The following is a 22,449-nucleotide window of genomic DNA, read 5'->3' as shown; positions in this document are numbered from 1 at the left end:
GCATCCGGCCCCTCGCGGCTATGGCGCGGATGTCCCGGACGGGGCAGTGGCGCGGTTGATGGCGGCCTCGACCGCAGTCCCGATGCGGCTCAAGGCCGCCAGGTCGCAGGGTTCGAGCTGGTCGATCAGGTACTCGCGGACCGCCGTGACATGTCCCGGCGCCGCGGCCACGACAACCTGGTGGCCGGCCTCGGTGAGGGTCGCGTTGGTGGCTCTGCCCGCGCCGGGGATCCGTGAGCGCGCGATCAGTCCACGTTTCTCCAGCCGACCGACGACGTGCGACAGGCGGGACAGCGATGCCGCTGCCCGCGCTGCCAGACGACTCATCCGCATCGTGCGCTCCGGCTCCTCGGACAGCACCGAGAGCACGATGTACTCGAAGAACGTCAGCTCAGACTCACGTTGCATCCGCGCGTCCAGGGCAGCCGGCAGGCTGATCATGATCGCCGAGTTGGCCAGCCATGCCGCCCGCTCGTCGTCACTCAGCCACCGGGTTCCGGTGGACCTCGCCGCTGCCCCTTCCCTGGTCATGAGGGCACCCTACGCGTCAGTTGTTGACGCTTCAAGTTCAGGCAGGTAGAACTTGAAGCGTCAAGTCAGCCGGGTGGCGCCGGTGGATCGACCGGGAAGGACCACGCAATGCACACCACCTCACTGGGCGGACTCGACGTCTCGCGCATCGGCCTCGGGGCCATGGGAATGTCGGCCTACTACACCGGAGCCGGCCGCGACGAAGCCGAGTCGATCCGGACGATCCGGCGTGCTCTGGACCTCGGCGCCACCCACCTGGACACCGCCGAGGTGTACGGGCCGTACACCAACGAGGAACTGGTGGGTCGCGCGATCAGGGGCCGCCGCGACGAGGTCGTCCTGGCCACCAAGTTCGGCCTCGTCTCGCACACCGGCAGACCGGGAACGGACAGCACCCCCGCCAACATCCGCATGGCCGTGGAGGGCTCCCTACGACGGCTCGGCACCGATCACATCGACCTCTATTACCAGCACCGGGTCGACCGCGGCACCCCCATCGAAGACACGGTAGGAGCGTTGCGCGAACTGGTGGTCGCGGGCAAGGTGCGCCACATCGGCCTGTCCGAGGCGTCGGCGACGACGATCCGCCGGGCCCACACGGTGCATCCGGTGGCCGCCGTCCAGACGGAGTACTCGCTGTGGACCCGCGACCCCGACGGCGCCGTGCTGAGCACGCTGCGGGAACTCGGCATCGGCCTCGTGCCCTACTCGCCGCTCGGACACGGCTTCCTCACCGGCGACATCCGCTCCCTCGACGGCCTGGACGCCACCGACTGGCGGCGCACCAACCCCCGGTTCACCGGCGACAACCTCACCCGCAACCTGCGTATCGTCGAGGAGGTCCGCGACGTCGCCGGCGAGGTGGGTGCCACGCCCGCGCAGATCGCGCTGGCCTGGCTACTCGCGCAGGGTGAGGGCATCGCGCCCATTCCGGGCACCAGGCGCGTCGACCGACTTGAGGAGAACTGCGCCGCCGACGGCATCCGCCTCACCGCCGGCCAGATCGCCCGCCTGAACAACCTGACCCCGGCCTCCGGCGATCGACACGCCGCGGCCGACATGGCCGGCATCGAAGGGTGAGGACAGTGGACGCACGCAGCGGCTGCACAACGGATCGCCGGGCGGTCTGTCCGAGGTCAGCAGCGTCGTCACGTCCGCCGTCAGCAGATGGTCAGATCGTGGAGCCGCCCGGCACGCCGCCGATCCGGTGCCCGCCCGACCCCGCCTGGACGGCACGTCGTCTGCCCCGACCAGACAGACATCGACCCGATCTGGAGACCTTCATTTCGGCCATCGGCTCCCGAGCGACGAGCCTCGCCGTCGGCGACGCCGTCTTCGGCCGCACCAACAAGGCACGCCTCGGTGCACTGGCAGAGAAGGTCGCCATCGAGGCAGACCTGGTCGCACCGATGCCGCGCACACTCGACTTCACCGCCGCTGCGGCCGTCCCGCTGGCCGGCACCACCGCCCTCCAGGCCATCCGCGACGCCCTCGCGGTCCAGGCCGACGACAGGCTGCTCATCACCGGTGGCTCCACCATGGTGGGCATGTTCGCGACCACCCTCGCCGCCCGGACCGGCGCCCACGTGGTGACCACCGCCTCCGCCGCGTCCGAGCCGCTCCTGCGTAACCTCGGCGCCGCCGAGGTCATCGACTACCGATCCCGACGCGTCGACGCCGCCCATGCGCGGTTCAGCAGGATCTTCGACCTCGTCGGCGGTCCTCAGGTGACCGCATTGCTGGAGTTGGTGTCCCCTGGCGGCCGGTTCGTGACGATCACCTCGACCCCGACGCCCGGATCGATCCGGTACGACTACCCGATGCCCGCCTGGCGTGCCGCAGCCCTCGAGACGGCCCTGTGGCTCGCCACACGCGGGCCCCGGCGGCGCGCACGCGCTGGAGACTTCACCTACCGGTTCCTGTCCATGCGTCCCAGCGGACAGGACCTGCGTGATCTGGACAGGCTCGTCGACAGCGGCACCCTACCGGTGAAGATCGACAGCACCTACCGAGCCAGGGGTACGGCGCCGGCCGCCCCTGCGGCCGGTCCGTGGATGCGGTCCGGCCTACAGGAAGCGCTCGGGATCGAAGCTTTCGAGGTCGATGATGCGCACCCGCGGAAGCACGTTCGTGAAGCAGCCCGCGTCCTCTTCGATGTCGAATATCTGCAGGCCCGGCAGGTCGGCGAAGCCGGCGTTGAGGAACTCCTTGAATCCGACGATCGCGACCTGATGATCACGTTGCAGGAGTTCGCCGACCTGCGGTAGGAAGTCGCCGTCATGGCTTGCCAGCATGACATTGCCCGAGCGCCGGGCGATGGCCTCCAACGTCCGCTGGATGCCGATGTCCACCACCTTCTGATCCGGCGACCCCGCGAGCGGGATGGGCCGGTACTCCATGCTCAGGAGAGCCCGGACGAAGGGCATCGGCAGACCGCCACCCGAGGCGTTGAGGAAGAACAGTCCCTTCACCGGCCGCTGCCACGTGTCCCGCGCGAACTCCCGCAGACGCTCCCACCGGGGTCGCTCGGCGGGGGCCGGCCGGCGTTCCAGAACACTGTTGCCGAGCGTGGCATCGATGTTCTCCCCGTCCACGATGAGATATGTGACGGGTTCCGGTGTTTCGGGCATAGACGTGCCTCTCAAGTCGAACAGCGAGCGCGGACCGGTCGAGCCCGCGCGGTGACGCGCCGGAGAACACTGTGCTCATGGTCAGGGTATTGCCTACCAGCCCGGGCGGTCCGGCCGAGGCCGGACCGCCCGGGGATCGGTCAGGCGCGGGTGCGCTGCCGCAACCTGGTCGACACGACCGCGCCGATCGCCATGAGGACCGCGACGACCAGGGACGGCAGGGCGTCCGGCCGGTACAGGAGTTCCCCCGACGGCCCGGCGTTGCCCAGTTGATGGAGCGTGCCCAGCAGGAGGGTGGGAGCGGCGGCGATCAACAGGCGCTGGTCGGCCGTCGCCACCCACAGGAAGGCGGCCGCACCGGCTATCACCATGCCGGCGGCAACGATCTGTGCGCTCGTGTCGACCCTGCGCAAGCCTCCGGCGGAGATCAGGTGCAGGGCGAGGATCCCGGCGGTGACCAGAACGGCGTTGACCCGGGGTGCTGGCGGCACGTCCGCCGGACGCCGCAGGCCCACCACGATCAGAGGCGTGGCGAGAACCGGCGCCCACCACTGTGGCAGGGAGTTGAGGAACAGGTACTGGGAGATCGCGGTCGGCACCACCGCCGCAGCCACCACCAGGACGGCAGCGGTGCGGGTACGTCCCGCGACGAGCGCCACCAGGGCCGCGCCCACCATGATCGTGTGGATGCCCTGATTCCGCAGGACGGCCAGAGGGTCCGAGAGTCCGCCGAACTGGAACGCCTCGACGATGTCGTCCAGGCCGATGAGCACACCCAGCGCCAGCAGCGCCATCGCGGCCAGATGGATGCCCTGCCAGAGCAGGACGGCGGTGGGTCGCGCCGCGGTGCTGCCGCCGTGTACCCGGAGGGCGCCCCGGATCAGCGAGGCCGCCTCCCGGACGCTGGGCCAGCGGCGGGTGGTCGGTTCGTCACCGATCAACGTGTCGATCAGCTCGTCGGCACGTTCGCGGCGGTAGCTGGCCGGGTACGCCCGCAGCAGCACGCGGTAGCGCTTCTCCAGAACATCAGAACTCATGCTGGTCTGATCCTCCCGATAGAAGGTCGGGCGCTCCCCTGGGGGGAACCCCCTTGCGGCAGGCGGTCCATGACCACCCGGGCGGCGCGGGCGAGCCGGTCGGCTTCCTCGGCGAGTACGTGGTAACCCTCGTCGGTGAGCCGGTAGTAGCGACGGGCACGCCCGTTGACGATCTCTTCACCATCGGCGGTGATGAGTCCCTCGCCGAGCAGCCGGTCGATCACCGAATACAGCGAGCCGGCAGCGAGTGTCACCCGCTCGTCGGACAGCTCGGTCACCCGCTTGATCACGGCATAACCGTGGAGCGGGCCACCGAGCAGGGCAGCAAGGACGAAATACGACGGTTCTCGGAGCGCGGGACGCGAAGTAGATCGCATGACGCTCAATATACAAGCTAGATGAGTATCCAGCTAGGGTGACCATACCGTCCACTGGAGCTGGATCGAGCTGTGCGTCGCCACGCCCGCCGGTCGAGCGTCACCGTCGGACAATCACGGGATGACGATGTCGACCGCCACCACACCCCATCGCCACCAGCTGACCCGATGACCTCACCGTCGGCCGCACGGACGGCAGGTCCGCAGCTATGCTGATTCTTGCCATGCGTCTGCAACGAATCGGCTTGGTCGCAGCAGCCAGCTTCCTGGCGGCGACAGCCGGGTGCGCCGGATCCGAAGCCAACGATCTTGGACAGCCGGCGGGGCCAAACCCGGCCCAAACCCGGGAACTCCTGACGACGCCCTCCACGGCTTCTGGTGACACACCGCGAGATCTGCTGAGCCGGGACGCCGAACGCACCTATCCCACCAACTCGTACTCAGGAATGAGCGCCGATGGAGCGGCGCTGGTGATCCACCGCGTGCCAGTGCCACGAGTGGACGAACTCGACACCGGTCTGCGCCTTCGACACCCGGAAATCCAGTTGGCCTTCGCCGACGCGCAGCATCCACGCACCGTGCTCAACGAGGTGTCGGACAGCATCAAGAAGGACATCCCGTACTGGCAAACCGAAGGAGTGGCCGTCGCGTCCGTGGCACCCCGCGCCGACGGGTCCGGCGTCATGGTCATGGTCGACCAACCGACCGCGGACCTGGCCGCCGCCATGCGGGAACGATACGAGTTCCCGAACCTCAAGCTGACCCAAGGCGAGGTCGCCCCCGCCTGACGCCCCTTCCTCCTCATGCAGATCAACCTGGCACCAATCCGTACCGGCAGCAGATCAACGTCCAGCCGAGCCGCTGCCGCCACACCCATCGGCCAGACTGCGCGCCATGCCCGATCTCGGCATCGCCATTGCCTACAGGACTCGCCAGCGTGCGGCTGCTGCTGCTGCCAGAATCCCGGTGCACACCGCGGTCGTCGTGGTTGCGCCATTGCCGTCTCCGGGCGGCGCCAGGCAGGCTGTCGATTCATCGCCGCCAGTCAACGCACGGTCCGGCTGGGCTATCGGGACGCGCCGACCCGCAGCCTGACCGGCATGCGGAGCCAGGGGCTGTTTCGCAGGCGGTGACCCGGTTACGGCATGTCGTGGCGCAGTGCCACTGCCGGGACCGCCGGAGCAGTCCGCCGCCGCGACCGTGTTGTACAGGACGAGGGGCACCGACACTGCCGGCAGCGCTTCGTCACGGTCGCTACACGTCAGGTCGAGCAGCCATTGAGGGTTGTTCTGGTGCGCCACCGTGGTGGGGTGACCGGCTTGGCGCCGGTCACCCGTCCTCGCTCACCCGGTGGGCCGCCGCGACGGCATCACCCAGGGGGCCGGGCCAGCGGTGTCACGGACTGCGTAGTTTCGCCAGCGCGTCCAGGGCGATTCCCCGGGCCGTCTTCGCCTCGGTCGCCGCGATCAGGTTCTGACCGTCGATGTTGCTGTAGTCCGGATGCGAGGAGGCGCATCGGCAGTTCTGGTCGAGGTAGACGTGGATCTGCCACCAGGCGTATCCCCACCAGCTGACACCGGCGTAGGGGATCTGGAAAAAGCCGGCGGAAGTGCATGTATAAACGGTCGAGATGTAGATCGGGTAGGTCGGCCACTGTTCGTCGCTGTAGTTGAAGCCTTCTGGCACGATCCCGCAGCTCACGGGGAAGGTGGCGGCCACCCGTTGGAACGCCTGCACGAGGAGGTCGGTCAGGCCGGCGGTGCCGAAGCCTGCCCGCGTCCGGGCGATGAGGGCGATCGGTCCGACCACACCCAACGCGGCACCGAGGTCGTTCCATGCGGCGTAGCTGTTGGCCGGCAGGGAGGTGTAGAGGGTGGAGATGCGGGTGACGCATGAGGTGGCGTCCTGCGCCCACTGCTGCAGGATCTGGTCGTTGAACCTCTCGATGTCGGCGAACTCGATGACGTGATGGACGGCGCAGGCCCGCACGTCTGCCGTCGCGATAGAGGTCATGTGGGAGACGATCTCGTTGCGGGACGTCTGGATCTCGCTGATGATCGCCTGGGTCGCCTGCTCCAGCGACAGGCCACTGCTGCCGCCGCTGTTGAGGAATCCTTGCAGGGACTTCCAGTACCCGTACGCCTTCTGCACGTACCCGTAGACCTTGATGATGGTCGCCAAGTCGACGGCAGCGCTGGCTGGTTTCGCCGGTACCGCTACCACGCCACCGGCGAGCGCCAGCGCGGTGAACACACTCAGCAGCTTGCGTCGCATCGTCACTCCGTACCGGTCGGCGAGTGGGTGGAGGTCACGGTCACGCTCCTTCTGCTCGGGGTTCGGTCATGCACAGGTTGCTGACCGTTTCCGTCCCGGGCAACGCCCTTCCTGTCATCCATGCACATCGATTGAGAAGGGACTTGTTGGTCTTGTTGCCCCCTGGGCGACGGCCCAGAGGTCGCGCTGGACTGATCGAATGCGACCGCAGAGGATCGTCGTTGTCGCGGCAGCGCGTCAGTGAGGGTCGCCCGTGCTCGGGCGGGTTCCGGATGCATGTCGCACTGCTTCCCCGACGCGTGTGCTCGGCTGTCCGTTACCGATCGATCTCGGTCGGTAGGCCGTTGCGTTCGAGGAGCAACAACAGCACCCACAGGTTCGGCACCCGGCGGACCTGGACCGAAACTGGCTTCTCGGCGCCGCGGATCCAGATCTTGAGCCGAACCCGACGCAGTCGTACCACGGCGATGTCGGAGAAGGACGCATACCCGCCGGCCGAGGCGATCCCGTCCGGGGTCACCGTGAGCGGCCCGAACTCGACGCGTCCAGCCGACTCCAGTTCGGCGAGCACCTGCGGGAGGCGGGCCGAGGCCGAACGGCGCTCCACCTGCTCGCCAAGGTCCTCACCGTCGACCAGCGGCGGCTTCTCCAGGTTGATCCTGGTGCCGTCGGCGAGCCGCAACCGACAGCGGTGCATCGTCGTCGCGCCGCTCTCGCTGTACATGCGAAGGTGGTAACGCCAGACCTCGGCGATGTCGGTCCAGGCGATCACGTGGGTGAGTCGGGTGTGGTCCTCGGCGGCCAGCAGGCCGCCGTCGCACAGGTAGAACCGGCGCCTGATCAGCCGCCGGGTGTCCACCGCGCCCCACCCGGCGAGCAGCACGGCCGCACCGGTCAGACCACCCATGACCACGATCCCGACCGTGGCGGTGACTGCGGTCGTGGCAAAGCCGAAGATCACTGCGAACCCGAGGAAGATCAAGGTGGAGGTGACGCTGAGCGAGTAGGTCGGCCGGAAGGCCCTCTCCACCCGACCGAATCCGATCTCCCGCGCGGCGTCCTCTATCGAGTCTGGTAAGCCGGACATGCTTTCAGGCTAGAGCGCCCAGGCCACGTCGAGGTTCTGGAGACGCCGAAGCCGCCTGGCAGGTCGTTGGAGAGGCCCGAGGAGGAGTACCGGTCCCGGAGACTGACCAACAGCGACGCTGGCCGGAGAGACTCCGGCGGTAGACAGACCGCTTTCGCTGACATCGCGCCCTGCCACGGCAGGAACGGGCACGGCCGGGATGTAATCACAGTGGAGCCTGCGGGTTCGAGGGCCATCGTGGGGGTGGATCCCCCGCCGTGCTCCCGTCACGGCAGGTCCAAGGTGTCAGGACTGACCGAGCCGCTCGGCCAGGGAAACGATGATCCCTTCCGGCCCTCGGACGTAGGCCATCCGCCACGCTCCCTCGTACTCACCGATGCCGCCGACCAGTCCGTAACCCTCATTCGCCGCCCACTCGACAACGGCCTGCACGTCATCGACCTCGAAGGCCACGTTGCGCAGTCCCAGCTCGTTGGCCATGGCGGTCGGCGAGCCCGTTACAGGCTCGGGCCGCACGAACCTTGAGAGCTCCACGCGGGCGCCGCCGTCGGGCGACGTCAGCATGACGATCTCGGTACGGGAGTCGGGAATGCCGCAGACCGTGTCCAAGAATTCGCCCTCCACGAACGTCCTACCCTCGACCTGCAGGCCGAGCGCCACGAAGAAGGCGCACGCCACATCGAGATCCGCGACGGTGATGCCGACGTGGTCGAAGCGCCGCACAAATGACATGAGGTGATCTCCAATCGCCCTGCCGACCAGCGCCTCCGCCCCGGTCGGCGTTCTCGGCACCTGAGCCGATTCACCGGGCCTGTCGCCACCTTATGCATCCATGACTCGGGGAGGCCGAAGTCCAGGACCGTGTCGGTCTTCGGATCACGGGAAGTGCGTTCGGGGAGCAGCCCGCACCGTTTCGTTCGCTCTCACCGCCCGACGCCGAGCTTCCGCGCGCATCTCGGCCTTCGCCATGACATCGAAGTCAACTGCCTCGATCTCGTTCGCGTCGGCCCAGGCTGCCTCGGCCTCTCCCCTATCGTCATCTCCCGACCGGCGGTGCTCGTTGTGGCCCGGCCTGTCGTTCGCCGGGGGCTGGCAGGCTAGGTTGCTCGGATGAGTCTCCTCGATGACGTCGCGAGGCGTGACAACTGGCGATGCTGGGTCTGCGACGAGGTGGTCGACGCCCACATGTCGGTGAACGACCCGCGCGGTCCCAGCGTCGACAGCCGTACCGCCGACAAGAAGGCCAAGGTCACCGAGCGGCTCGCGCATCGTGCCTGTAACACCCGCAAGGGCGCGGTCAAGGTGGTCATCGCCTGGCCGGACCGTCTGCACGTGGTGGAGCCCGCACCGCTGATCGCCGTCGCCGAGCGACTCGAACGCAAGGGGGGCCGCGAGTTGGTCGCCCGCTGTCCGAGCCGGAAGGATGCCCAGGAGGCGGCGGACTGGCTGGTCGACCGGTTCTCCCGGCTGGTGCCCGGGATGCCGGTGACCGCGAGTGTCGACGCGGGCGGCGGGCAATACCTCGTCGCCTTGGCCACCGGTCGCCGCTGACCGGCTGCCGGGTCGATCAGGTCGTCGCCGACCCGGGCAGCCCGCAGGATGATCAGCGACGACGGTCCGCACATCCTTCACGCGACCTGAAGCAGCGGATCTGCTGCGAAAGCGCTAGGCGGGATCCCGCTGGTCCAGCCACGCGAGGATCACCTGGTTTGTCTCGTCCGGCCTCTCCTGTTGGATCCAGTGACCGCAATCGAGGCTGACCACGTCGGCGTTCGGCACGAAATCTGTCAGTCTCTGCGACCTCGCGACCGTGTCGCGGTCGCCGTAGATCATGAGGGTGGGTTGTCGGATGATCGGGTCCACGTCCGCCAGCAGATGCCAGTTGCGGTCCAGGTTTCGATACCAGTTGACGCTGCCGGTGAATCCGGTTGCTTCGAAGGCGGAGACGAAGACGGCCAGTTCGCTGTCGCTCATGATGGGCTCGCCGGGTGGGGTTTTCCTCCTGGCGAGGTTGATCATCGCGTTGCCCGGCTGCGGCGCCGTGAGGGGCACGTCCCTGCGGTACAGGTTCCGCAGGAACTGGAACGTGTTCTCCTCGAAGACGGCGTCCGCGACGCCCGGCTGCCGGTTGAAGTGGACGAAGTAGAAGTCGCCTCCGAGCATCTCCTCCATGGCCTCGATCCAGGGCCTGTCCCCTCGCTCGAGGTACGGCAGGCTCAGGTTGATCACCTTGTTGACCCGCTTCGGATGCAACAGGGTCAGGCCCCAGACGACGGCGGCACCCCAGTCGTGGCCGACGAAGGTGGCGTCGGCGTATCCGTAGTGATCGAGCAGTGCGACGAGGTCACCCGACAGGTGGGTGATGTCGTAGTCGGTGACGTCGGTCGGGCGGGACGAGTTTCCGTAGCCTCGTTGGTTCGGGACGATGACGTGGTAGCCCGCTGCCGCCAGGGCGGGCATCTGATGGCGCCAGGAGAAGGCGTGCTCCGGCCAGCCGTGACAGAGCACGACGGGGTTCCCCGCGTGCTGCCGGCCGACTTCGAAGACTTCGAGTTCCACCCCGTTGACGGCGATGCGGGTGGGCTCGGGAAAACCGTTTGTCATGCCGGCATCCTGCCGACCGATACCGGTCACCTCCTGACCGGTTTTCGTGAAAGTGTCGGCGGGGTGCGAGCCGACCGGTTGATGGCCATCCTCCTGCTGCTGCAACGGCGCGAGCAGGTGACAGCAGCGGAGGTAGCCCGGGAGTTGGAGGTATCCGAGCGCACCGCCCGCCGCGACCTCGACGCCCTGGGTGTGGCCGGGGTTCCGGTGTACTCCGTGCAGGGCCGGGGCGGCGGCTGGCGCCTCGTGGGCGGTGCCCGCACCGACCTGTCCGGGTTGACCGCGGGTGAGGCCCGCGCCCTCTTCCTGGTCGCCGGCCCGGCTTCGTCCGCGACGCCGGCCGTGAAGGCGGCGCTGCGCAAACTCGTCCGAGCTCTGCCGGAACCCTTCCGGGTGCAGGCCGAGGCGGCAGCGTCGTCGCTCGTCACGGACCCGCAGCGATGGGGGTGGAGCCGGGTCGAGCCCCGACCGCCTCGCTTCCTCGACGCGCTCCAGGACGCGGTGATCCGTGGCGTCCAGGTCCGGCTCGGCTACGTCGACCGCGACGGCACTGCAACCGAGCGCACCGTGCACCCGCTGGGCATCGTGGCCAAAGGCCCCTCCTGGTATCTCGTCGCCAACACCGACGCCGGTCGGCGGACCTTCCGCATCGACCGCGTGTCCACCGCCGTTGCGACCCGCGACCCGGTGCACCGGCCCGACGACTTCGACCTCGCCGAGAGTTGGCGCGCGATCGCCGACGAGGTCGATCGCAGGCGGACACCCCTCGAAGTGCAGGCAGTGTGTACGCCGCAAGGGATAGGCGTGCTCCGGATCGGATTCGGCAGTCGGCTCGAGGTGGGAGGTTCCAGGCCCGACGGCCGCATCGAGGTCGTGATCCGCGGCAACGACGAACACACCCTCGCTGGCGAGTTGGCCGGGCTGGTCGAATGGATCGAGGTGACCGGCCCTCCGGGAGTACGAGGCCACCTGGCCTCGATCGGCAACGCGCTCGTCGGACGATACGGGTAGGCGTGGCGTGCCCTGGCTGGCGCCCGTGCGTACTCGGTCTCAGATGTGATCCGGACACGGCGCCGACGCGAGTGTCGGCGCCGTGTCCGGTGGGGCTGCCTCTGCCGGGTGGTGATCAGTTGGAGCGTGAGAGCAATTGGTCGGCGGCGCGTTGGATGCTCTGGCTGAAGTAGGCGACGTCGGTGTAGTTGGGGGTCGGCTCTTCTCCGTTGTCCCAGTCACAGTCCGAACCGGCGCTCACGATGCCGACCTGCTCCCAGATGCCGTTGGGGAGACGGTGCAGGGCGGGCCCACCGGAGTCACCGGCGCAGTGACTCTTCTGGTTCACCGACTTCGCGCAGATCGTCGACCTCGGGTACTCGGGGTGCTCATCCCACCAGGGATCGTCGAAGCACTGCTCGTCCGGCAGGAACGGCAGCTTCACCTTGTGGAGAAAACGTTCCTGAGGGTCGCCTGACTTCTTCGTGCCCCAGCCCGCCACGGTCAGCGTCCGCACCTGTCGGGGCTCGGTGGCCAGCCGCAGGACGGGCAGGTCCAGTGGCCGCTCCAGCTTGACCACCGCCCAGTCCGGTCCATTCCACCACTCGGTTCCGCCGATGTGGGCGGTGGATCGGGTCACCGTCCGGCGCGGGTGCTTGAGGTCGACGGCGCCCGAGACGACGGTGAAACTGTCGCCGGGCTGTTCATCGACGCAGTGCTGGGCGGTGAGCACCAGTTGCGGGTGGATGAGGGTTCCGCCGCAACCCACCGGCAGGAGCCGGACCATCCACGGGAACTCACCGGGCGCGGCCCGTTCACCGCCGCTGATGGCGGCGGCCGGAGCGGCCGACACCAGCACGGCGGCCACCGCCACCACGGCGACCAGGAGTCGTTTCACACGCATCTGACACCCTTCGAAGATCTACCGGTACGGAGGTAGAACGGAACTCGACGGCATCTTCGTTGCATTCCGGAGGCAATCGGCGCGCCGGATCGGACAGCGCACTGCGCAACGCCCGAGCGGCACGTCCACTGAGCTGGCATTCCGCATCGCGCCACGGCTGTCGGGGTGGAGCCATCCTGGTGACCTCGGCGCACCGGTGGGCACCCGACACAAGAGGTACGGAAAGTGTCGGGTGATCGGGGCCGGCGCCGTCGCACGATGGGGGTATGGATGACAAAACCCTGGTATCCCGTTTTCTTCGGGACGGCTTCGTCAAGCTGGAGGGCGCCGTCGCGCCGCGTGTCGCGGCGGACTGCGCGCGGCTGCTCTGGCGGGAGACGGGCTGCGACCCGGACGATTCAGCGACGTGGACGCAGCCCGTGCACTGGGTGCCCGGCTTGGCGCAGGGGCCGTTCGCCGCCGCTCCGAACTCCCCGTTCCTCCATCACGCGTACGACCTGCTCGTCGGTGCGGGACGCTGGGAGCCGCGTTACTCGCTGGGCGCGTTTCCGCTGCGCTTCCCGCACGAGGAGGAGCCGGACGACGCGGGCTGGCACATCGAGGGCAGTTATCTGCCGGAGGGCGAGAGTTGGTACTTCACCAATCTGCGCTCCCAAGGGCGGGCACTGCTGATGCTGTTCCTGTTCAGTGAGGTCGGTGAGGCGGACGCCCCGACCCGGATCCGGGTCGGCTCCCACCTCGACGTGCCGAAGGTGCTGGAGAAGTACGGGGAGGACGGAGCGAGCGGACTGGCTCTTGCGCCTGACCTGGTGGCGGCGTCCGAGCACCGGCCACTCGCCCTCGCGACCGGATCTCCGGGTGATGTCTTCCTGTGCCACCCGTTCCTGGTGCACGCGGCGCAGCCGCACCACGGAACGCGGCCCCGCTTCATGGCGCAACCGCCGCTGATGCCAGCCGCGCCGTACGAGCTGGAGCGGGCCGATGGCGCATACTCACCCGTAGAGATCGCGATCCGTCGGGGTCTCGGACAGGATGCCCTCGGTCCGGACGGGGACGGCACCGACCGCAGCGCCGTGGCGACTCGCTCCGTGCGTTCCTGAGCGCCTGGCAGAAAGTCGTGTCGGTAACCCCGGGAAGCCGGAGGCCGGTGACGGGTGGCAGGCAGGGTATGGGCGAGTACGGAGACGGGGTTGGCAGTGGTTCTGCGAGTCAGTGGCCGCAACGCGCGGTTCCAGCAGTGGGAAGCTCTCCTCGGTAATCGGACCAAGCGGCAGCGGCGTGGCGAGTTCCTCGTGCAGGGCGTACGGCCGATCACCATGGCCGTCGAACACGGCTGGCAGATCAGGGAGCTGCTCTACGACAGCAGTGTTCAGCTGTCCGGCTGGGCCCGCGAGACCCTGGACGCGGTCCGGGCCGAGACGTTCGCCGTCTCCCAGGACCTGATGCACGAGCTGGGAGGCAAGGCAGACACGGTTCCCGAGCTGCTGGCCGTGGTCGCGTTGCCGGAGGACGACCTGCGTCGTGTCCCGGTCGGTCCGACCATGCTCACCGTCGTGTTCGACCGGCCCACCAGCCCCGGCAACATCGGGACCCTCGTGCGGTCGGCGGATGCCTTCGGCGCCGGTGGTGTCATCGTCACCGGCCACGCCGCCGACGTGTACGACCCGAAGGCGGTCCGGGCGAGCACCGGCTCGCTGTTCGCCGTGCCCGTGGTCCGGGTGCCCTCCCACCAGGCCGTTCTCTCCTGGGTAGCGGACCTCCGCGCCCAAGGCATCGGCATGAGCATCGTCGGCACCGATGAGCGCGGCAGTCTGGACGCCGCCGAGTACGACTTCACGCAACCCACCCTGGCGTTGATCGGCAACGAGACCACCGGCCTCAGTTCCGGCTGGCGCGAGGCATGCGACCAACTCGTCCGGATTCCCATGGTCGGATCCGCCAGCTCCCTGAACGCGGCGACCGCCGCGACTGTCGTGCTGTACGAATCGGCACGTCAGCGGGCCGCCGTGGCCCGGCGGTAGGGTCCTCCGGCCTCAACGTCTGGCCACGATGGCATCGGGGTCGATCCGACCGGAACCACAGCGGCGAACGACGCGGTTACCAAAAGGTGCCCTGGGCTCGGCAAAGTGCTCTCTTCCGGGCCTGGCTCCTTGCCCGTACGGTCGGTTCATGGCTGTTCACTTGATCGATCCACCCGGGTTGCCCGAGATCCCGATCTACAAGCAGGTGTCGGTGGCAACGGGTTCGAAACTTGTCCACGTCGCCGGTCAGGTCGCGTGGGGAGGCGGCGATCTGGCCACGCAGGTCGAAGAGAGCTACCTCAATGTGGGCACGGCGCTGGCCGGCGTCGGGGCTACGTTCGCTGACGTGGTCAAGCTGACGATGCACGTGGTCGACTGGAAGCCCGAGCTCATGCCGCAGGTGCTGGACGGGATCGCCCGCGCCTCGGCGAAGCTGGGTGTCACCATCGAGGCGCCCGCGTCGCTGTTCGGCATCGTGGCCTTGGACGTCCCCGAGCACTTGGTCGAGATCGAGGCGACGGCCGTGATCGACTAACCGCACCGATCAACTCGGGAAGCGTGTGCGCGAGTCCTCGATGTGGCCCAGGTATGTCTGGGTCCAGTCGCACATGCCGTCGACCACTGTGCGTAGCGCCTGGCCGGCCTCGGTCAGCGAGTAGTCGACGCTGGGCGGCACAGTCGGGTACACGGTGCGCTCGACCAGGCCGTTGCGCTCCAACGTACGAAGGTTCTGCGCCAGCACCTTGTGGCTGATGCCGCCCACCTCGCGGCGTAGCTCGTTGAACCGCATGGTCCGCAGGCCGAGGAACTCGATGATGAGAAGAGACCACTTGTTGGCGATGTCCGAGAAGATCTCCCGCGCCAGCGAATCGGCCCGAGCCAGGTCGGCCTCGGGCGGCAACACGCCGATCTCCTGTCTGTTCCCCATCCGGCCCACCCTAGTTCACCCCCGAGAAAGGGCGCCCGGACTCTGACTCCTGGGCGCCCCTGTCGACCTGTCGGCCGCCACTGCCGCAGCCGTTCGCGCCCGACGCTGATCGGGCGGGCGGCCAGTGCGGCGAGGCGGTCGGCGCGCGTGCGGACACTCCCAGATATCCAGCGACACTGCAGGTGCGGGACCGTACCGTGAGCTCATGCCCACGCAGGTGATCGTGCTCAACGGCGGATCGAGCGCAGGGAAGTCGGGGATCGTCCGTTGTCTCCAGGCGATCCTGCCGGATCCGTGGCTCGCCACGGGGGTCGACCGGCTTATCGAGGCGATGCCCGCGACCAGGCGTTCGCCGGAGAGTATCGAGCTTGCCGCAGACGGCACCGTCATCGTCGGGCCGGAGTTCGACCGGCTCCAGGAGGCGTGGATGGCCGGGGTCGCCGCGACTGCTGGCGCCGGTGCCCGGGTCATCATCGATGACGTCTTCCTCGGCGGCGCCGGATCTCAGCAGCGGTGGCGGGCCGTGCTCGACGGCCTGGACGTGAGATGGGTCGGTGTCCGCTGCGATGCGGAGGTCGCCGCCGGCCGGGAGATCGCCCGTGGCGACCGGATTCGAGGGATGGCCGTCGCGCAGGCTGACGTGGTTCACCGGGGCGTGGTGTACGACCTGGAGGTCGACACCACGCATACCGAGTCGATCCGGTGTGCCCACGAGATCGTGGCGTGCCTGTAGTAGTCCTCGGTATCCGACTCGCCGTGGAGCCCTATGAGCGGGACACGGTTCAGTAGCCGAGCAGGGCGATGATCAGGGAGGAGACGGCGGCCGTGAGGAGCACACCGCCGGTGCCGAGCCCGGTGACCGCGCTGACCGGCAGGGCACGGTTGCGGGCCACCGGCACGGCTGCGAGCGAGACCAGCGTGATCAGCGCCGCCACCACGTGGATCAGCGGGTAGCCGATCAGGGCGGCGACCGGGAACAGGTGCACGCCGACGACGAACGCGATCCAGGCCGGGATGATGTCGCGGCGGCGTACGGCGGCAAGGATGCCGGCACCGAGCGCGGCGAGCGCGAATTCGATGCCGACCACGATGCCGAAGGTGCGGCTGGTCTCCGCGGTGAACGACGTGCCATCCGACCAGTGCCGCCAGGCCGCGAGTGCTCCGAGTACCAGCACGAGCACGGCCGCGATCGAGGCGGCGACGAGTGGCTTGCGCCAGCGCGGTGGAGGTGCTTCCTGTGCCCAGCCGAACCAACTCATGGCGAAGAACCCGAAGACGACAGCGGTGGCTGCCGCATCGCGGACGTGTTCGGCGATCATCGATCTCCCACGGTGGCGGCGGCTCTGCGGTAGGAAGCTACCAGGTGGGCGGTCGCCGACCGAGCGGCCCACCTGGGCAGTTGTTCACGTACCGACTCGTAGCTGCCGTGTCCGGAGCTTCCTGATCCGTGCCGCTCTCCGCGTGAGGATCGGTGACCGCGTGGGAAGGCGCACCGTGAAGCGGGCGCCTCGGGCCGGATGGCCCTCGGCCTCGATGGTGCCGTGGTGGCTCGTGACGACTTCCTGGAGCAGCGCCAGTCCGAGGCCGAATCGGCGGTCTCCGGAGCCTGGGCCGCGGTGGAACCGGTCGAAGATCCGTCTGGCGTCCGCCTGGTCGAACCCGTTTCCGGTGTCGGCGATGACGAGTTCGGCGCAGTTGTCGACGGTCCGCAGCGTGACGGTGATCCGGCCTCCTGCGGGGGTGTGGGTCAGCGCGTTCGCCAGAAGTTCGCCGACGACGCGGCGCAGGGCCGACTCGACACCGGGCACCGGCAGCGGGTCGGCGGGGATGTCCAGGGCGAGGGTGATCTGACGTTCGGCGGCGCGTTCGGTCTCGGCGGCGACCGTCGTCGCGATCAGTGCGGTGAGGTCGACCGGCGGGTCTGGTGGCCGGTCGGCGGGTGCGGCGGCGAGGCGCGCGGAGAGCAGCAGGTCGTCGACGACTTCGCCGAGTCGGCGGGTGGTGCCGATCAGCCGCTCCAGGTCGTCGAGGTTCGTGGGGGTGCCGTCGTTGCGGGCTCGTCGGGCCATCAGTTGGGCTCGGGTGTGCACCTGGGCGATCGGGGTGCGCAGTTCGTGGCTGGCGTCGGCGACGAAACGGCGTTGTCGGGTCAGGGCTTCGGCGAGTGGTGCGACGGCGCGGCGGCCGACGATGACACCGGTCAGCATGGCGGCGAGTACGCCGACCGCTGCGGCGAGGCTGAAGGCGAGCAGAAGGTGCCGGCGGTCGGACAGTTGGAAGCGGGCGTCGAACACTGCTTGGATCACGCGGTCGCCGCGGGCTTCGGTGCGGATGTGGTAGGTGGTGCCGTTGCGCGTGAGCGTGGTGGTCTCGGTGGTCCGGGTGGTCGCCACGGCGTCCAGTGCGCCGGTCAGCGGGAAGCCCGGTGGCGGTGGGTTGAGGCCGGTGTGCACGGTGGTGCCGTCGTAGTGGAAGATCCAGCTGCAGGCGGGTGGGCCGGCGATCGAGCCGTGTGCGGTGCCCCACGCCAACTCGCGTTGGATCTGCGCTTCCTGGCTGTGGACCAGGATCGCGTAGGAGATGCCGCCGGCCAGGAGTAGTAGGGCGCCGATGGTCAGGCCGACGAACAGGCCGATGCGGAGTCGGGTCCGTCGGAGGATCGCGTGGTCGGTCGCCTGCATCAGAGGGTGCCGAGCCGGTAGCCGAGGCCGTGCACGGTGCGTATGACCGTGCGGCCGAGTTTGCGGCGGAGGTAGTAGACGTAGGTGTCGACGATGGATGCGGCGGCGGCCTCCTCGAAGACCCTGCGGCGCAGGGTGGTTCGTGGGTGGACGGTGGTGGGTTGGGCTGCCAGGACCCGCAGTAGTTCGAATTCGCGGGTGGACAGGGCTATTCGGGTGCCGTCGGGTAGGACCGCGTCGCGGGGTGCGAGGTCGAGGAGTCCGGCGCCGATACGGAGTACGTGGGTCGGCTCGGTGGTGCGTCGGCACAGGGCCCGGACGCGGGCGCTGAGTTCGTCGAGGTCGAAGGGTTTGATCAGGTAGTCGTCGGCGCCTGCGTCGAGTCCGGCGATCCGGTCGCCGACGGTGCCCAGCGCGGTGAGCATGAGGGTCCGGGCGGGGATCGCGCGGGCGCGTAGCCGGGTGACGAGGTCGAGGCCGTCGAGGGCGGGCAGCTTACGGTCGATGACCATGACGTCGTAGGGTCGGGTGAGCCCGAGATGCAGTCCGCGTTGGCCGTCGGAGGCGCGGTCGACGAGGTAGCCGTCGTGGCTGAGCGTCTCGGTGAGTAACTCGGTCAGGTCGTCGTCGTCCTCGACCAGCAGTAGCCGGTTCGATCTTTCCCCCCGCATGTGTCCACGATCCCATAGATCCATGCCGATGCAATAACCAATAGTTGTCTCTTCAACTATGTGAAACCGCCATCGCGGGTGGGTGTGTGGTGTCGGAGTGTCGGGCTTCCCGACGCGCGATCCAGCTCAGCATCGGCGTGGTCATCAGGGTGGTGACCAGCGCGACCAGGACCAGCACGGTGAACAGGGCGGGGTTCACGATGCCCGCCTCCAACCCGACGTTGAGCGCGATGAGCTGCATGAGGCCGCGGGCGTTCATCAGTGCGCCGACGCGCAACGCGACACCCGACGGCTCCCCTCGAAGCCTGGCCGCAGCCCAGCAGGCGCCGAACTTGCCGACGATCGCCGCGGTCACGCACGCCAGGGCGAAGAGCAGCACCGGCGGTGAGCCGAGCAGTCCGAATTCCGTGCGCAGACCCGAGTAGGTGAAGAACAACGGCAGGAAGAGCGTCGCCGCGACGGGCGTGAGGGTGTCCACCACCCGGTCGGTGTTGTCGGTGCGCGGCATCACCACGCCGACGGCGAACGCGCCGAAGACCGCGTACAGCCCGATCTCGTCGGTGTACCAGGCGACCAGGAAGAGCAGCGCGACGGTGCCGAGCAGCCGGGCGCGGTCGTTGAGAGCGCGGTGGGTCATCAGCGCGGTGGTGATCGGACGTCCGCCGAACCAGAGCAGAAGTCCGAACAGGAGCGTGCCGCCTGCGGTGACGATCGCGGGACCGGCGCGGCCGGAGGCGACAGCGAGGACGGCGGCGAGCATGATCCAGGCGGCCAGGTCGTCGATCGCGCCGCTGGCCAGGGAGAGTGTGCCGTGCCGGGTGCCGGCGTGGCCGCGTTCGGTGATGATGCGGGCCAGCATCGGGAACGCGGTGATGGCCAGGGCGACGCCGACGAACGCGGCGGAGACCCCGAGTGAGGTGCCGTCGGCTCTGACCGGGACGGCGTCGGCGGTCACCAGGACCAGCAGCACTCCCAGCAGGAGCGGCGCGAGGACCCCGGCCAGGGAGACCACTCCGGCGGTGCCGGCGAGGCCGGCGACCCGGTGGGCGCTGAACGCGTACCCGGCCTGGAACATGAACAGCACCAGACCGACCTGGCCCACGACGTAGAGGATCGGCAGCAGGGGTGCGGGGAACAGGGCGTTCTGCACGTCGGGCAGGAAGAGTCCGAGCAGCGACGGACCGAGCAGTACGCCGGCGAGCATCTCGCTGACCACGGCGGGCTGGCCGGCTTTGCCGAGGAGCCAGGCGACTCCTTTGCAGAAGATCAGGATCACCGTGACGGCGATGAAGAACCGTGGTGCCAGCTCTGTGGGGGTCATCGGACCGCCTTCTCGAAGTAGGTGGTGCACAACCGTTTCCGGCGGGCGTCGACGACCATGAAGGTGCCGAAGACCAGTTGTCGGACGCTGCGGCCCACATCGGCCCACCGGTCCCGCAGCCGCATGGCGGCCAGCCGCAGCCGTCCCGGGCCGGGGTGCCCGGGCGGGGTCAGGTAGGCGGGGCCTCGGCTCGGCAGCGACCGGGTGTGGGAGGCCGAGGAGGTCAGGGCGTACCGGCGCAGGACCTCGCGGGTCGCCGCGCGCAGCATGATCGGCGCGGTGCCGCGGGCCGGGCAGGCCCGGTTGGCGGGTACGCCGAACGGGATGAAGTGTGCGTCGCCGCGCGCGAGCGTGCGCCAGCGGTCCGGGGCGAACCGGCCATCGGCGGCGGCTCCCCCTCGGTGGAAGGCCGGGTAGTTGAACAGCAGCACCGACCCGGTGGGCAGGGACAGCCCCGTGGGCAGCGTGATCGGTGCCGAGGTGATCCGGTGGGCGACGCCGAAGAGCGGGTACACCCGCAGTGTCTCGTCGATGACCCGGTCGAGCGCGTCGTCGTCGGCATCGTGTTGGAGCTCGGGATGTGTGGCCAGCGCCAGCAGCACGTGCGCCATCGCCTCGGACATCTGCACGATCGCGGTGTTGAAGAAGGCGCCCTGTAGGTACCAGGCGGTGTCCTGGGTGGAGAACGGGGGTGGCAGTGTCACCGGACACGTGCCTGCCTCGATCCGGTCGCGCAGGTGTCGGGTCAACCGGTCGCGTCGGTGCATGTGGCGCGGCCCGAGGCACTTGAGCGCGGTGACGACGTCGTCGGCGTTGGCGACGATGAGGGCCCGGGCCGCGGGTGTGGCCACCTCGTCGAAGACCAGCTCGTGGTAGACCTCGGCCCAGACCGGCATCATCAGGTCACGCAGCCGCACGTGGCTGGTTCGGTCAGCGGGTAGTTCGTCGAGCACCCGGCGGGTGGCGGCGGTGGCGAGGGCGTCGGCGCGTTCCCGGCGGATGGCCAGGACCCGTCTGGTGGTGGCGGCGACCGTCCGGTAGCGCTCGCCCGGCTCCAGGTGTTCCTGGTGCATCTGCGGCCCGGGTGCCAGCCAGTACCAGAACAGGTCCGACAGTCCGGCTCCCCGGCTGCGGCCGTCGGCGGCCGGGTCCGCGTACACCCGCTCGAAGTGGTCCATGCCGACGGTGGGGCCCGGGACCGGAATGCCCTCACTGCCGTTGACTCTGGCGAAGACCCATTCCCGGAGCCGGACGACGGCCGGTGGCAGCCAGTACGGGACGGTCCAGGCGGCGCCGCACACCATCAGGACGGTCAGGACGGTCGTTGTGCTCATCCGGGTGCCGCCGTGGTGACCAGGTCGCCGGTCAGGTCGCCGGGTACGGCGGCGCCGGCCAGCGCCATCGCCCGGTCGAGGTCGGCGTGCAGCAGGTCGAGGACGTGCCGCACGCCGTCGGTGCCGCCCACGGCGAGGCCCCAGAGCACCGGGCGCCCGATCAGCACTGCGGTCGCGCCGAGTGCGAGCGCCACCAGGATGTCGGTTCCCCGGCGGATGCCGCCGTCGAGCAGCACCGGTAGTCGACCCTCGACGGCGGCGACGATGCCGGGCAACGCGTCGAGGGTGGCGACCGCTGCGTCGAGTTGTCGGCCGCCGTGGTTGGAGACCAGCACACCGTCGATGCCGTGTGCGACGGCCAGCCGGGCGTCGGCGGGGTGCAGGATCCCCTTGAGCAGGATCGGCAGCGTCGTCAGATCCCGCAGCCGGCCGATGCGTCCCCAGTCGAGCCCGGCGTCCATCTCGATGTCGCGGATCCGGCCGCTCGGGTCGCGCATGTTCTCGCAGACCAGGCCGGGTGGCAGGTCGACGAAGCGGTGCCGCAGGTCGCGTTCGCGTCGGCCGAACACGGGCGAGTCGACCGTGACGACCAGGGCGCGGCAACCGGCGGCCTCGGCGCGCCGGACCAGGGCTGCGGTGAACGCGAGATCCGACTGTGGATAGAGCTGGAACCACAGCGGCCCGCCGACGGCGGCGATCTCCTCGACCGGCCGGGTCGCGGCCATGCTGACCACCATGATCGTGTCGGCGTCGGCGGCGGCGCGCGCGGTGGCCACCTCTCCCTCGGGGTGGGCCAGCCGGTGGAAGGCGGTCGGTGCGATCAGCACCGGCATCGAGACTCGCCTGCCCAGAAGTGAGATCCGCAGGTCGCGGTCGCGCGTGCCGCGCAGGATCCGGGGCAGGATCCAGCGTCGGGTGAAGGCGTCCTCGTTGGCGCGCAGCGTGCGTTCGTCGCCGGCCCCGCCGGCGAAGAAGTCCCAGTGCACGGGGTCCAGGCGACGCCGTGCACCGTCGGCCACGTCGGCCAGGTTGAGCTGCGTTCCGTCCAGGGTGAGCATG

The 22,449-nt window shown here is 69.1% G+C and carries 24 protein-coding genes and 1 pseudogene; 9 read left to right on the top strand and 16 right to left on the bottom strand.

The window, feature by feature from the left end; genetic code table 11:
- Positions 1–18 precede the first annotated feature (18 nt).
- Positions 19–531 carry a MarR family transcriptional regulator gene (locus ABZ738_RS22285; RefSeq protein ID WP_357215941.1) on the bottom strand — a complete coding sequence of 171 codons (513 nt, stop codon included), beginning with the start codon at positions 529–531 and terminating at the stop codon, positions 19–21.
- Between the two features lie 108 nt (positions 532–639).
- Here ABZ738_RS22285 and ABZ738_RS22280 point away from each other — a divergent pair, with 108 nt between their 5' ends.
- Both ABZ738_RS22280 and ABZ738_RS22275 read left to right on the top strand, forming a co-directional pair.
- Positions 640–1,611, top strand: coding sequence for an aldo/keto reductase (locus ABZ738_RS22280; protein ID WP_176093457.1), 972 nt, complete (start codon positions 640–642; stop codon positions 1,609–1,611).
- Positions 1,612–1,940: 329 nt separating this feature from the next.
- A pseudogene (locus ABZ738_RS22275) lies at positions 1,941–2,546 on the top strand (zinc-binding dehydrogenase); the annotation flags it as partial.
- A 51-nt stretch (positions 2,547–2,597) separates the two neighbouring features.
- On the opposite strand, the gene ABZ738_RS22270 reads toward ABZ738_RS22275, so the two are convergent.
- The 3 genes from ABZ738_RS22270 to ABZ738_RS22260 all read right to left on the bottom strand — a co-directional run bounded on the left by ABZ738_RS22270 (position 2,598) and on the right by ABZ738_RS22260 (position 4,575).
- On the bottom strand, positions 2,598–3,125 hold the full coding sequence (locus tag ABZ738_RS22270) for a nuclease (protein ID WP_236145570.1): 528 nt from the start codon (positions 3,123–3,125) through the stop codon (positions 2,598–2,600).
- Between the two features lie 176 nt (positions 3,126–3,301).
- Positions 3,302–4,198, bottom strand: a complete 897-nt coding sequence (locus ABZ738_RS22265) for a hypothetical protein (protein WP_176093456.1) — start codon at positions 4,196–4,198, stop codon at positions 3,302–3,304.
- Complete coding sequence (locus ABZ738_RS22260; RefSeq protein ID WP_131051486.1) at positions 4,195–4,575, bottom strand: helix-turn-helix transcriptional regulator; 381 nt, start codon at positions 4,573–4,575, stop codon at positions 4,195–4,197. The genes ABZ738_RS22265 and ABZ738_RS22260 overlap by 4 nt, the downstream gene beginning before the upstream one ends.
- A gap of 209 nt (positions 4,576–4,784) precedes the next feature.
- On the opposite strand from ABZ738_RS22260, the gene ABZ738_RS22255 reads away from it, so the two are divergent.
- A complete protein-coding gene (locus tag ABZ738_RS22255) occupies positions 4,785–5,363 on the top strand; it encodes a hypothetical protein (RefSeq protein WP_357215936.1) in 579 nt (192 codons plus the stop codon).
- A gap of 607 nt (positions 5,364–5,970) precedes the next feature.
- On the opposite strand, the gene ABZ738_RS22250 is transcribed toward ABZ738_RS22255, so the two are convergent.
- The 3 genes from ABZ738_RS22250 to ABZ738_RS22240 form a co-directional block, all read right to left on the bottom strand.
- The gene (locus tag ABZ738_RS22250; protein ID WP_357215933.1) at positions 5,971–6,828 is read right to left on the bottom strand and encodes a hypothetical protein; all 858 of its coding nucleotides are present in this window, start codon (positions 6,826–6,828) and stop codon (positions 5,971–5,973) included.
- A 337-nt stretch (positions 6,829–7,165) separates the two neighbouring features.
- Positions 7,166–7,936: a DUF6585 family protein gene (locus ABZ738_RS22245; protein WP_357215930.1), complete on the bottom strand. Its 771-nt coding sequence runs from the start codon at positions 7,934–7,936 to the stop codon at positions 7,166–7,168.
- Between the two features lie 285 nt (positions 7,937–8,221).
- The gene (locus ABZ738_RS22240; RefSeq protein ID WP_357215927.1) at positions 8,222–8,668 is read right to left on the bottom strand and encodes a VOC family protein; all 447 of its coding nucleotides are present in this window, start codon (positions 8,666–8,668) and stop codon (positions 8,222–8,224) included.
- A 378-nt stretch (positions 8,669–9,046) separates the two neighbouring features.
- On the opposite strand from ABZ738_RS22240, the gene ABZ738_RS22235 reads away from it, so the two are divergent.
- Positions 9,047–9,487, top strand: a complete 441-nt coding sequence (locus ABZ738_RS22235) for a hypothetical protein (protein WP_357215924.1) — start codon at positions 9,047–9,049, stop codon at positions 9,485–9,487.
- Between the two features lie 114 nt (positions 9,488–9,601).
- On the opposite strand, the gene ABZ738_RS22230 is transcribed toward ABZ738_RS22235, so the two are convergent.
- Complete coding sequence (locus ABZ738_RS22230; RefSeq protein WP_254876793.1) at positions 9,602–10,645, bottom strand: alpha/beta hydrolase; 1,044 nt, start codon at positions 10,643–10,645, stop codon at positions 9,602–9,604.
- Between ABZ738_RS22230 and ABZ738_RS22225 the strand changes: the two genes are divergently transcribed.
- Positions 10,622–11,551 carry a WYL domain-containing protein gene (locus tag ABZ738_RS22225; protein WP_254876792.1) on the top strand — a complete coding sequence of 310 codons (930 nt, stop codon included), beginning with the start codon at positions 10,622–10,624 and terminating at the stop codon, positions 11,549–11,551. The two genes, ABZ738_RS22230 and ABZ738_RS22225, sit on opposite strands and share 24 nt — an antisense overlap.
- A gap of 115 nt (positions 11,552–11,666) precedes the next feature.
- Here ABZ738_RS22225 and ABZ738_RS22220 read toward each other — a convergent pair whose 3' ends face one another.
- Positions 11,667–12,434, bottom strand: coding sequence for a serine protease (locus tag ABZ738_RS22220; RefSeq protein ID WP_357215919.1), 768 nt, complete (start codon positions 12,432–12,434; stop codon positions 11,667–11,669).
- Positions 12,435–12,700: 266 nt separating this feature from the next.
- Here ABZ738_RS22220 and ABZ738_RS22215 point away from each other — a divergent pair, with 266 nt between their 5' ends.
- The 3 genes from ABZ738_RS22215 to ABZ738_RS22205 all read left to right on the top strand — a co-directional run bounded on the left by ABZ738_RS22215 (position 12,701) and on the right by ABZ738_RS22205 (position 14,990).
- Positions 12,701–13,534 (top strand): phytanoyl-CoA dioxygenase family protein, encoded by an 834-nt coding sequence (locus ABZ738_RS22215; protein WP_131051492.1) that lies wholly within the window; start codon positions 12,701–12,703, stop codon positions 13,532–13,534.
- Between the two features lie 90 nt (positions 13,535–13,624).
- Positions 13,625–14,455 carry an RNA methyltransferase gene (locus ABZ738_RS22210; RefSeq protein WP_176093449.1) on the top strand — a complete coding sequence of 277 codons (831 nt, stop codon included), beginning with the start codon at positions 13,625–13,627 and terminating at the stop codon, positions 14,453–14,455.
- A 148-nt stretch (positions 14,456–14,603) separates the two neighbouring features.
- Positions 14,604–14,990, top strand: a complete 387-nt coding sequence (locus ABZ738_RS22205) for a RidA family protein (protein ID WP_176093448.1) — start codon at positions 14,604–14,606, stop codon at positions 14,988–14,990.
- A gap of 9 nt (positions 14,991–14,999) precedes the next feature.
- Here the strand turns inward: ABZ738_RS22205 and ABZ738_RS22200 are convergent, their stop codons facing one another.
- On the bottom strand, positions 15,000–15,383 hold the full coding sequence (locus tag ABZ738_RS22200) for a helix-turn-helix domain-containing protein (protein ID WP_357215914.1): 384 nt from the start codon (positions 15,381–15,383) through the stop codon (positions 15,000–15,002).
- A gap of 205 nt (positions 15,384–15,588) precedes the next feature.
- Here ABZ738_RS22200 and cpt point away from each other — a divergent pair, with 205 nt between their 5' ends.
- On the top strand, positions 15,589–16,116 hold the full coding sequence (cpt, locus tag ABZ738_RS22195; RefSeq protein WP_176093446.1) for a chloramphenicol phosphotransferase CPT: 528 nt from the start codon (positions 15,589–15,591) through the stop codon (positions 16,114–16,116).
- 49 nt (positions 16,117–16,165) lie between these two features.
- Here cpt and ABZ738_RS22190 read toward each other — a convergent pair whose 3' ends face one another.
- From ABZ738_RS22190 to ABZ738_RS22165, 6 genes are all read right to left on the bottom strand, one after another.
- On the bottom strand, positions 16,166–16,702 hold the full coding sequence (locus ABZ738_RS22190) for a hypothetical protein (RefSeq protein ID WP_176093445.1): 537 nt from the start codon (positions 16,700–16,702) through the stop codon (positions 16,166–16,168).
- Positions 16,703–16,786: 84 nt separating this feature from the next.
- Positions 16,787–18,064: a HAMP domain-containing sensor histidine kinase gene (locus tag ABZ738_RS22185; protein ID WP_176093444.1), complete on the bottom strand. Its 1,278-nt coding sequence runs from the start codon at positions 18,062–18,064 to the stop codon at positions 16,787–16,789.
- Positions 18,064–18,735: a response regulator transcription factor gene (locus ABZ738_RS22180; protein WP_131051501.1), complete on the bottom strand. Its 672-nt coding sequence runs from the start codon at positions 18,733–18,735 to the stop codon at positions 18,064–18,066. Before ABZ738_RS22180 ends, ABZ738_RS22185 begins: the two co-directional genes overlap by 1 nt.
- A 52-nt stretch (positions 18,736–18,787) precedes the next feature.
- Positions 18,788–20,056, bottom strand: coding sequence for a cation:proton antiporter (locus tag ABZ738_RS22175; RefSeq protein WP_131051502.1), 1,269 nt, complete (start codon positions 20,054–20,056; stop codon positions 18,788–18,790).
- Entirely contained in the window at positions 20,053–21,390 is a 1,338-nt protein-coding gene (locus ABZ738_RS22170) for a cytochrome P450 (protein ID WP_236145574.1), read from the bottom strand. Before ABZ738_RS22170 ends, ABZ738_RS22175 begins: the two co-directional genes overlap by 4 nt.
- Entirely contained in the window at positions 21,387–22,448 is a 1,062-nt protein-coding gene (locus ABZ738_RS22165) for an alpha-hydroxy acid oxidase (protein ID WP_357215908.1), read from the bottom strand. The genes ABZ738_RS22170 and ABZ738_RS22165 overlap by 4 nt, the downstream gene beginning before the upstream one ends.
- Position 22,449: the final 1 nt, after the last annotated feature.

Origin of the sequence: Micromonospora sp. NPDC047793 (assembly GCF_040642635.1) — a bacterium.
Lineage (GTDB): Bacteria > Actinomycetota > Actinomycetes > Mycobacteriales > Micromonosporaceae > Micromonospora.
This window is presented reverse-complemented; position numbering and strand designations above follow the sequence as displayed.

Excerpts from the sequence above, each read along its gene's own strand:
- ABZ738_RS22285 (WP_357215941.1), bottom strand. The coding sequence starts at position 531 with ATGACCAGGGAAGGGGCAGCGGCGAGGTCCACCGGAACCCGGTGGCTG.
- ABZ738_RS22280 (WP_176093457.1), top strand. The coding sequence starts at position 640 with ATGCACACCACCTCACTGGGCGGACTCGACGTCTCGCGCATCGGCCTC.
- ABZ738_RS22265 (WP_176093456.1), bottom strand. The coding sequence starts at position 4,198 with ATGAGTTCTGATGTTCTGGAGAAGCGCTACCGCGTGCTGCTGCGGGCG.
- ABZ738_RS22260 (WP_131051486.1), bottom strand. The coding sequence starts at position 4,575 with ATGCGATCTACTTCGCGTCCCGCGCTCCGAGAACCGTCGTATTTCGTC.
- ABZ738_RS22255 (WP_357215936.1), top strand. The coding sequence starts at position 4,785 with ATGCTGATTCTTGCCATGCGTCTGCAACGAATCGGCTTGGTCGCAGCA.
- ABZ738_RS22245 (WP_357215930.1), bottom strand. The coding sequence starts at position 7,936 with ATGTCCGGCTTACCAGACTCGATAGAGGACGCCGCGCGGGAGATCGGA.
- ABZ738_RS22240 (WP_357215927.1), bottom strand. The coding sequence starts at position 8,668 with ATGTCATTTGTGCGGCGCTTCGACCACGTCGGCATCACCGTCGCGGAT.
- ABZ738_RS22235 (WP_357215924.1), top strand. The coding sequence starts at position 9,047 with ATGAGTCTCCTCGATGACGTCGCGAGGCGTGACAACTGGCGATGCTGG.
- ABZ738_RS22225 (WP_254876792.1), top strand. The coding sequence starts at position 10,622 with ATGGCCATCCTCCTGCTGCTGCAACGGCGCGAGCAGGTGACAGCAGCG.
- ABZ738_RS22220 (WP_357215919.1), bottom strand. The coding sequence starts at position 12,434 with ATGCGTGTGAAACGACTCCTGGTCGCCGTGGTGGCGGTGGCCGCCGTG.
- ABZ738_RS22215 (WP_131051492.1), top strand. The coding sequence starts at position 12,701 with ATGGATGACAAAACCCTGGTATCCCGTTTTCTTCGGGACGGCTTCGTC.
- ABZ738_RS22205 (WP_176093448.1), top strand. The coding sequence starts at position 14,604 with ATGGCTGTTCACTTGATCGATCCACCCGGGTTGCCCGAGATCCCGATC.
- ABZ738_RS22200 (WP_357215914.1), bottom strand. The coding sequence starts at position 15,383 with ATGGGGAACAGACAGGAGATCGGCGTGTTGCCGCCCGAGGCCGACCTG.
- cpt (WP_176093446.1), top strand. The coding sequence starts at position 15,589 with ATGCCCACGCAGGTGATCGTGCTCAACGGCGGATCGAGCGCAGGGAAG.
- ABZ738_RS22190 (WP_176093445.1), bottom strand. The coding sequence starts at position 16,702 with ATGATCGCCGAACACGTCCGCGATGCGGCAGCCACCGCTGTCGTCTTC.
- ABZ738_RS22185 (WP_176093444.1), bottom strand. The coding sequence starts at position 18,064 with ATGCAGGCGACCGACCACGCGATCCTCCGACGGACCCGACTCCGCATC.
- ABZ738_RS22180 (WP_131051501.1), bottom strand. The coding sequence starts at position 18,735 with ATGCGGGGGGAAAGATCGAACCGGCTACTGCTGGTCGAGGACGACGAC.
- ABZ738_RS22175 (WP_131051502.1), bottom strand. The coding sequence starts at position 20,056 with ATGACCCCCACAGAGCTGGCACCACGGTTCTTCATCGCCGTCACGGTG.
- ABZ738_RS22170 (WP_236145574.1), bottom strand. The coding sequence starts at position 21,390 with ATGAGCACAACGACCGTCCTGACCGTCCTGATGGTGTGCGGCGCCGCC.
- ABZ738_RS22165 (WP_357215908.1), bottom strand. The coding sequence starts at position 22,448 with ATGCTCACCCTGGACGGAACGCAGCTCAACCTGGCCGACGTGGCCGAC.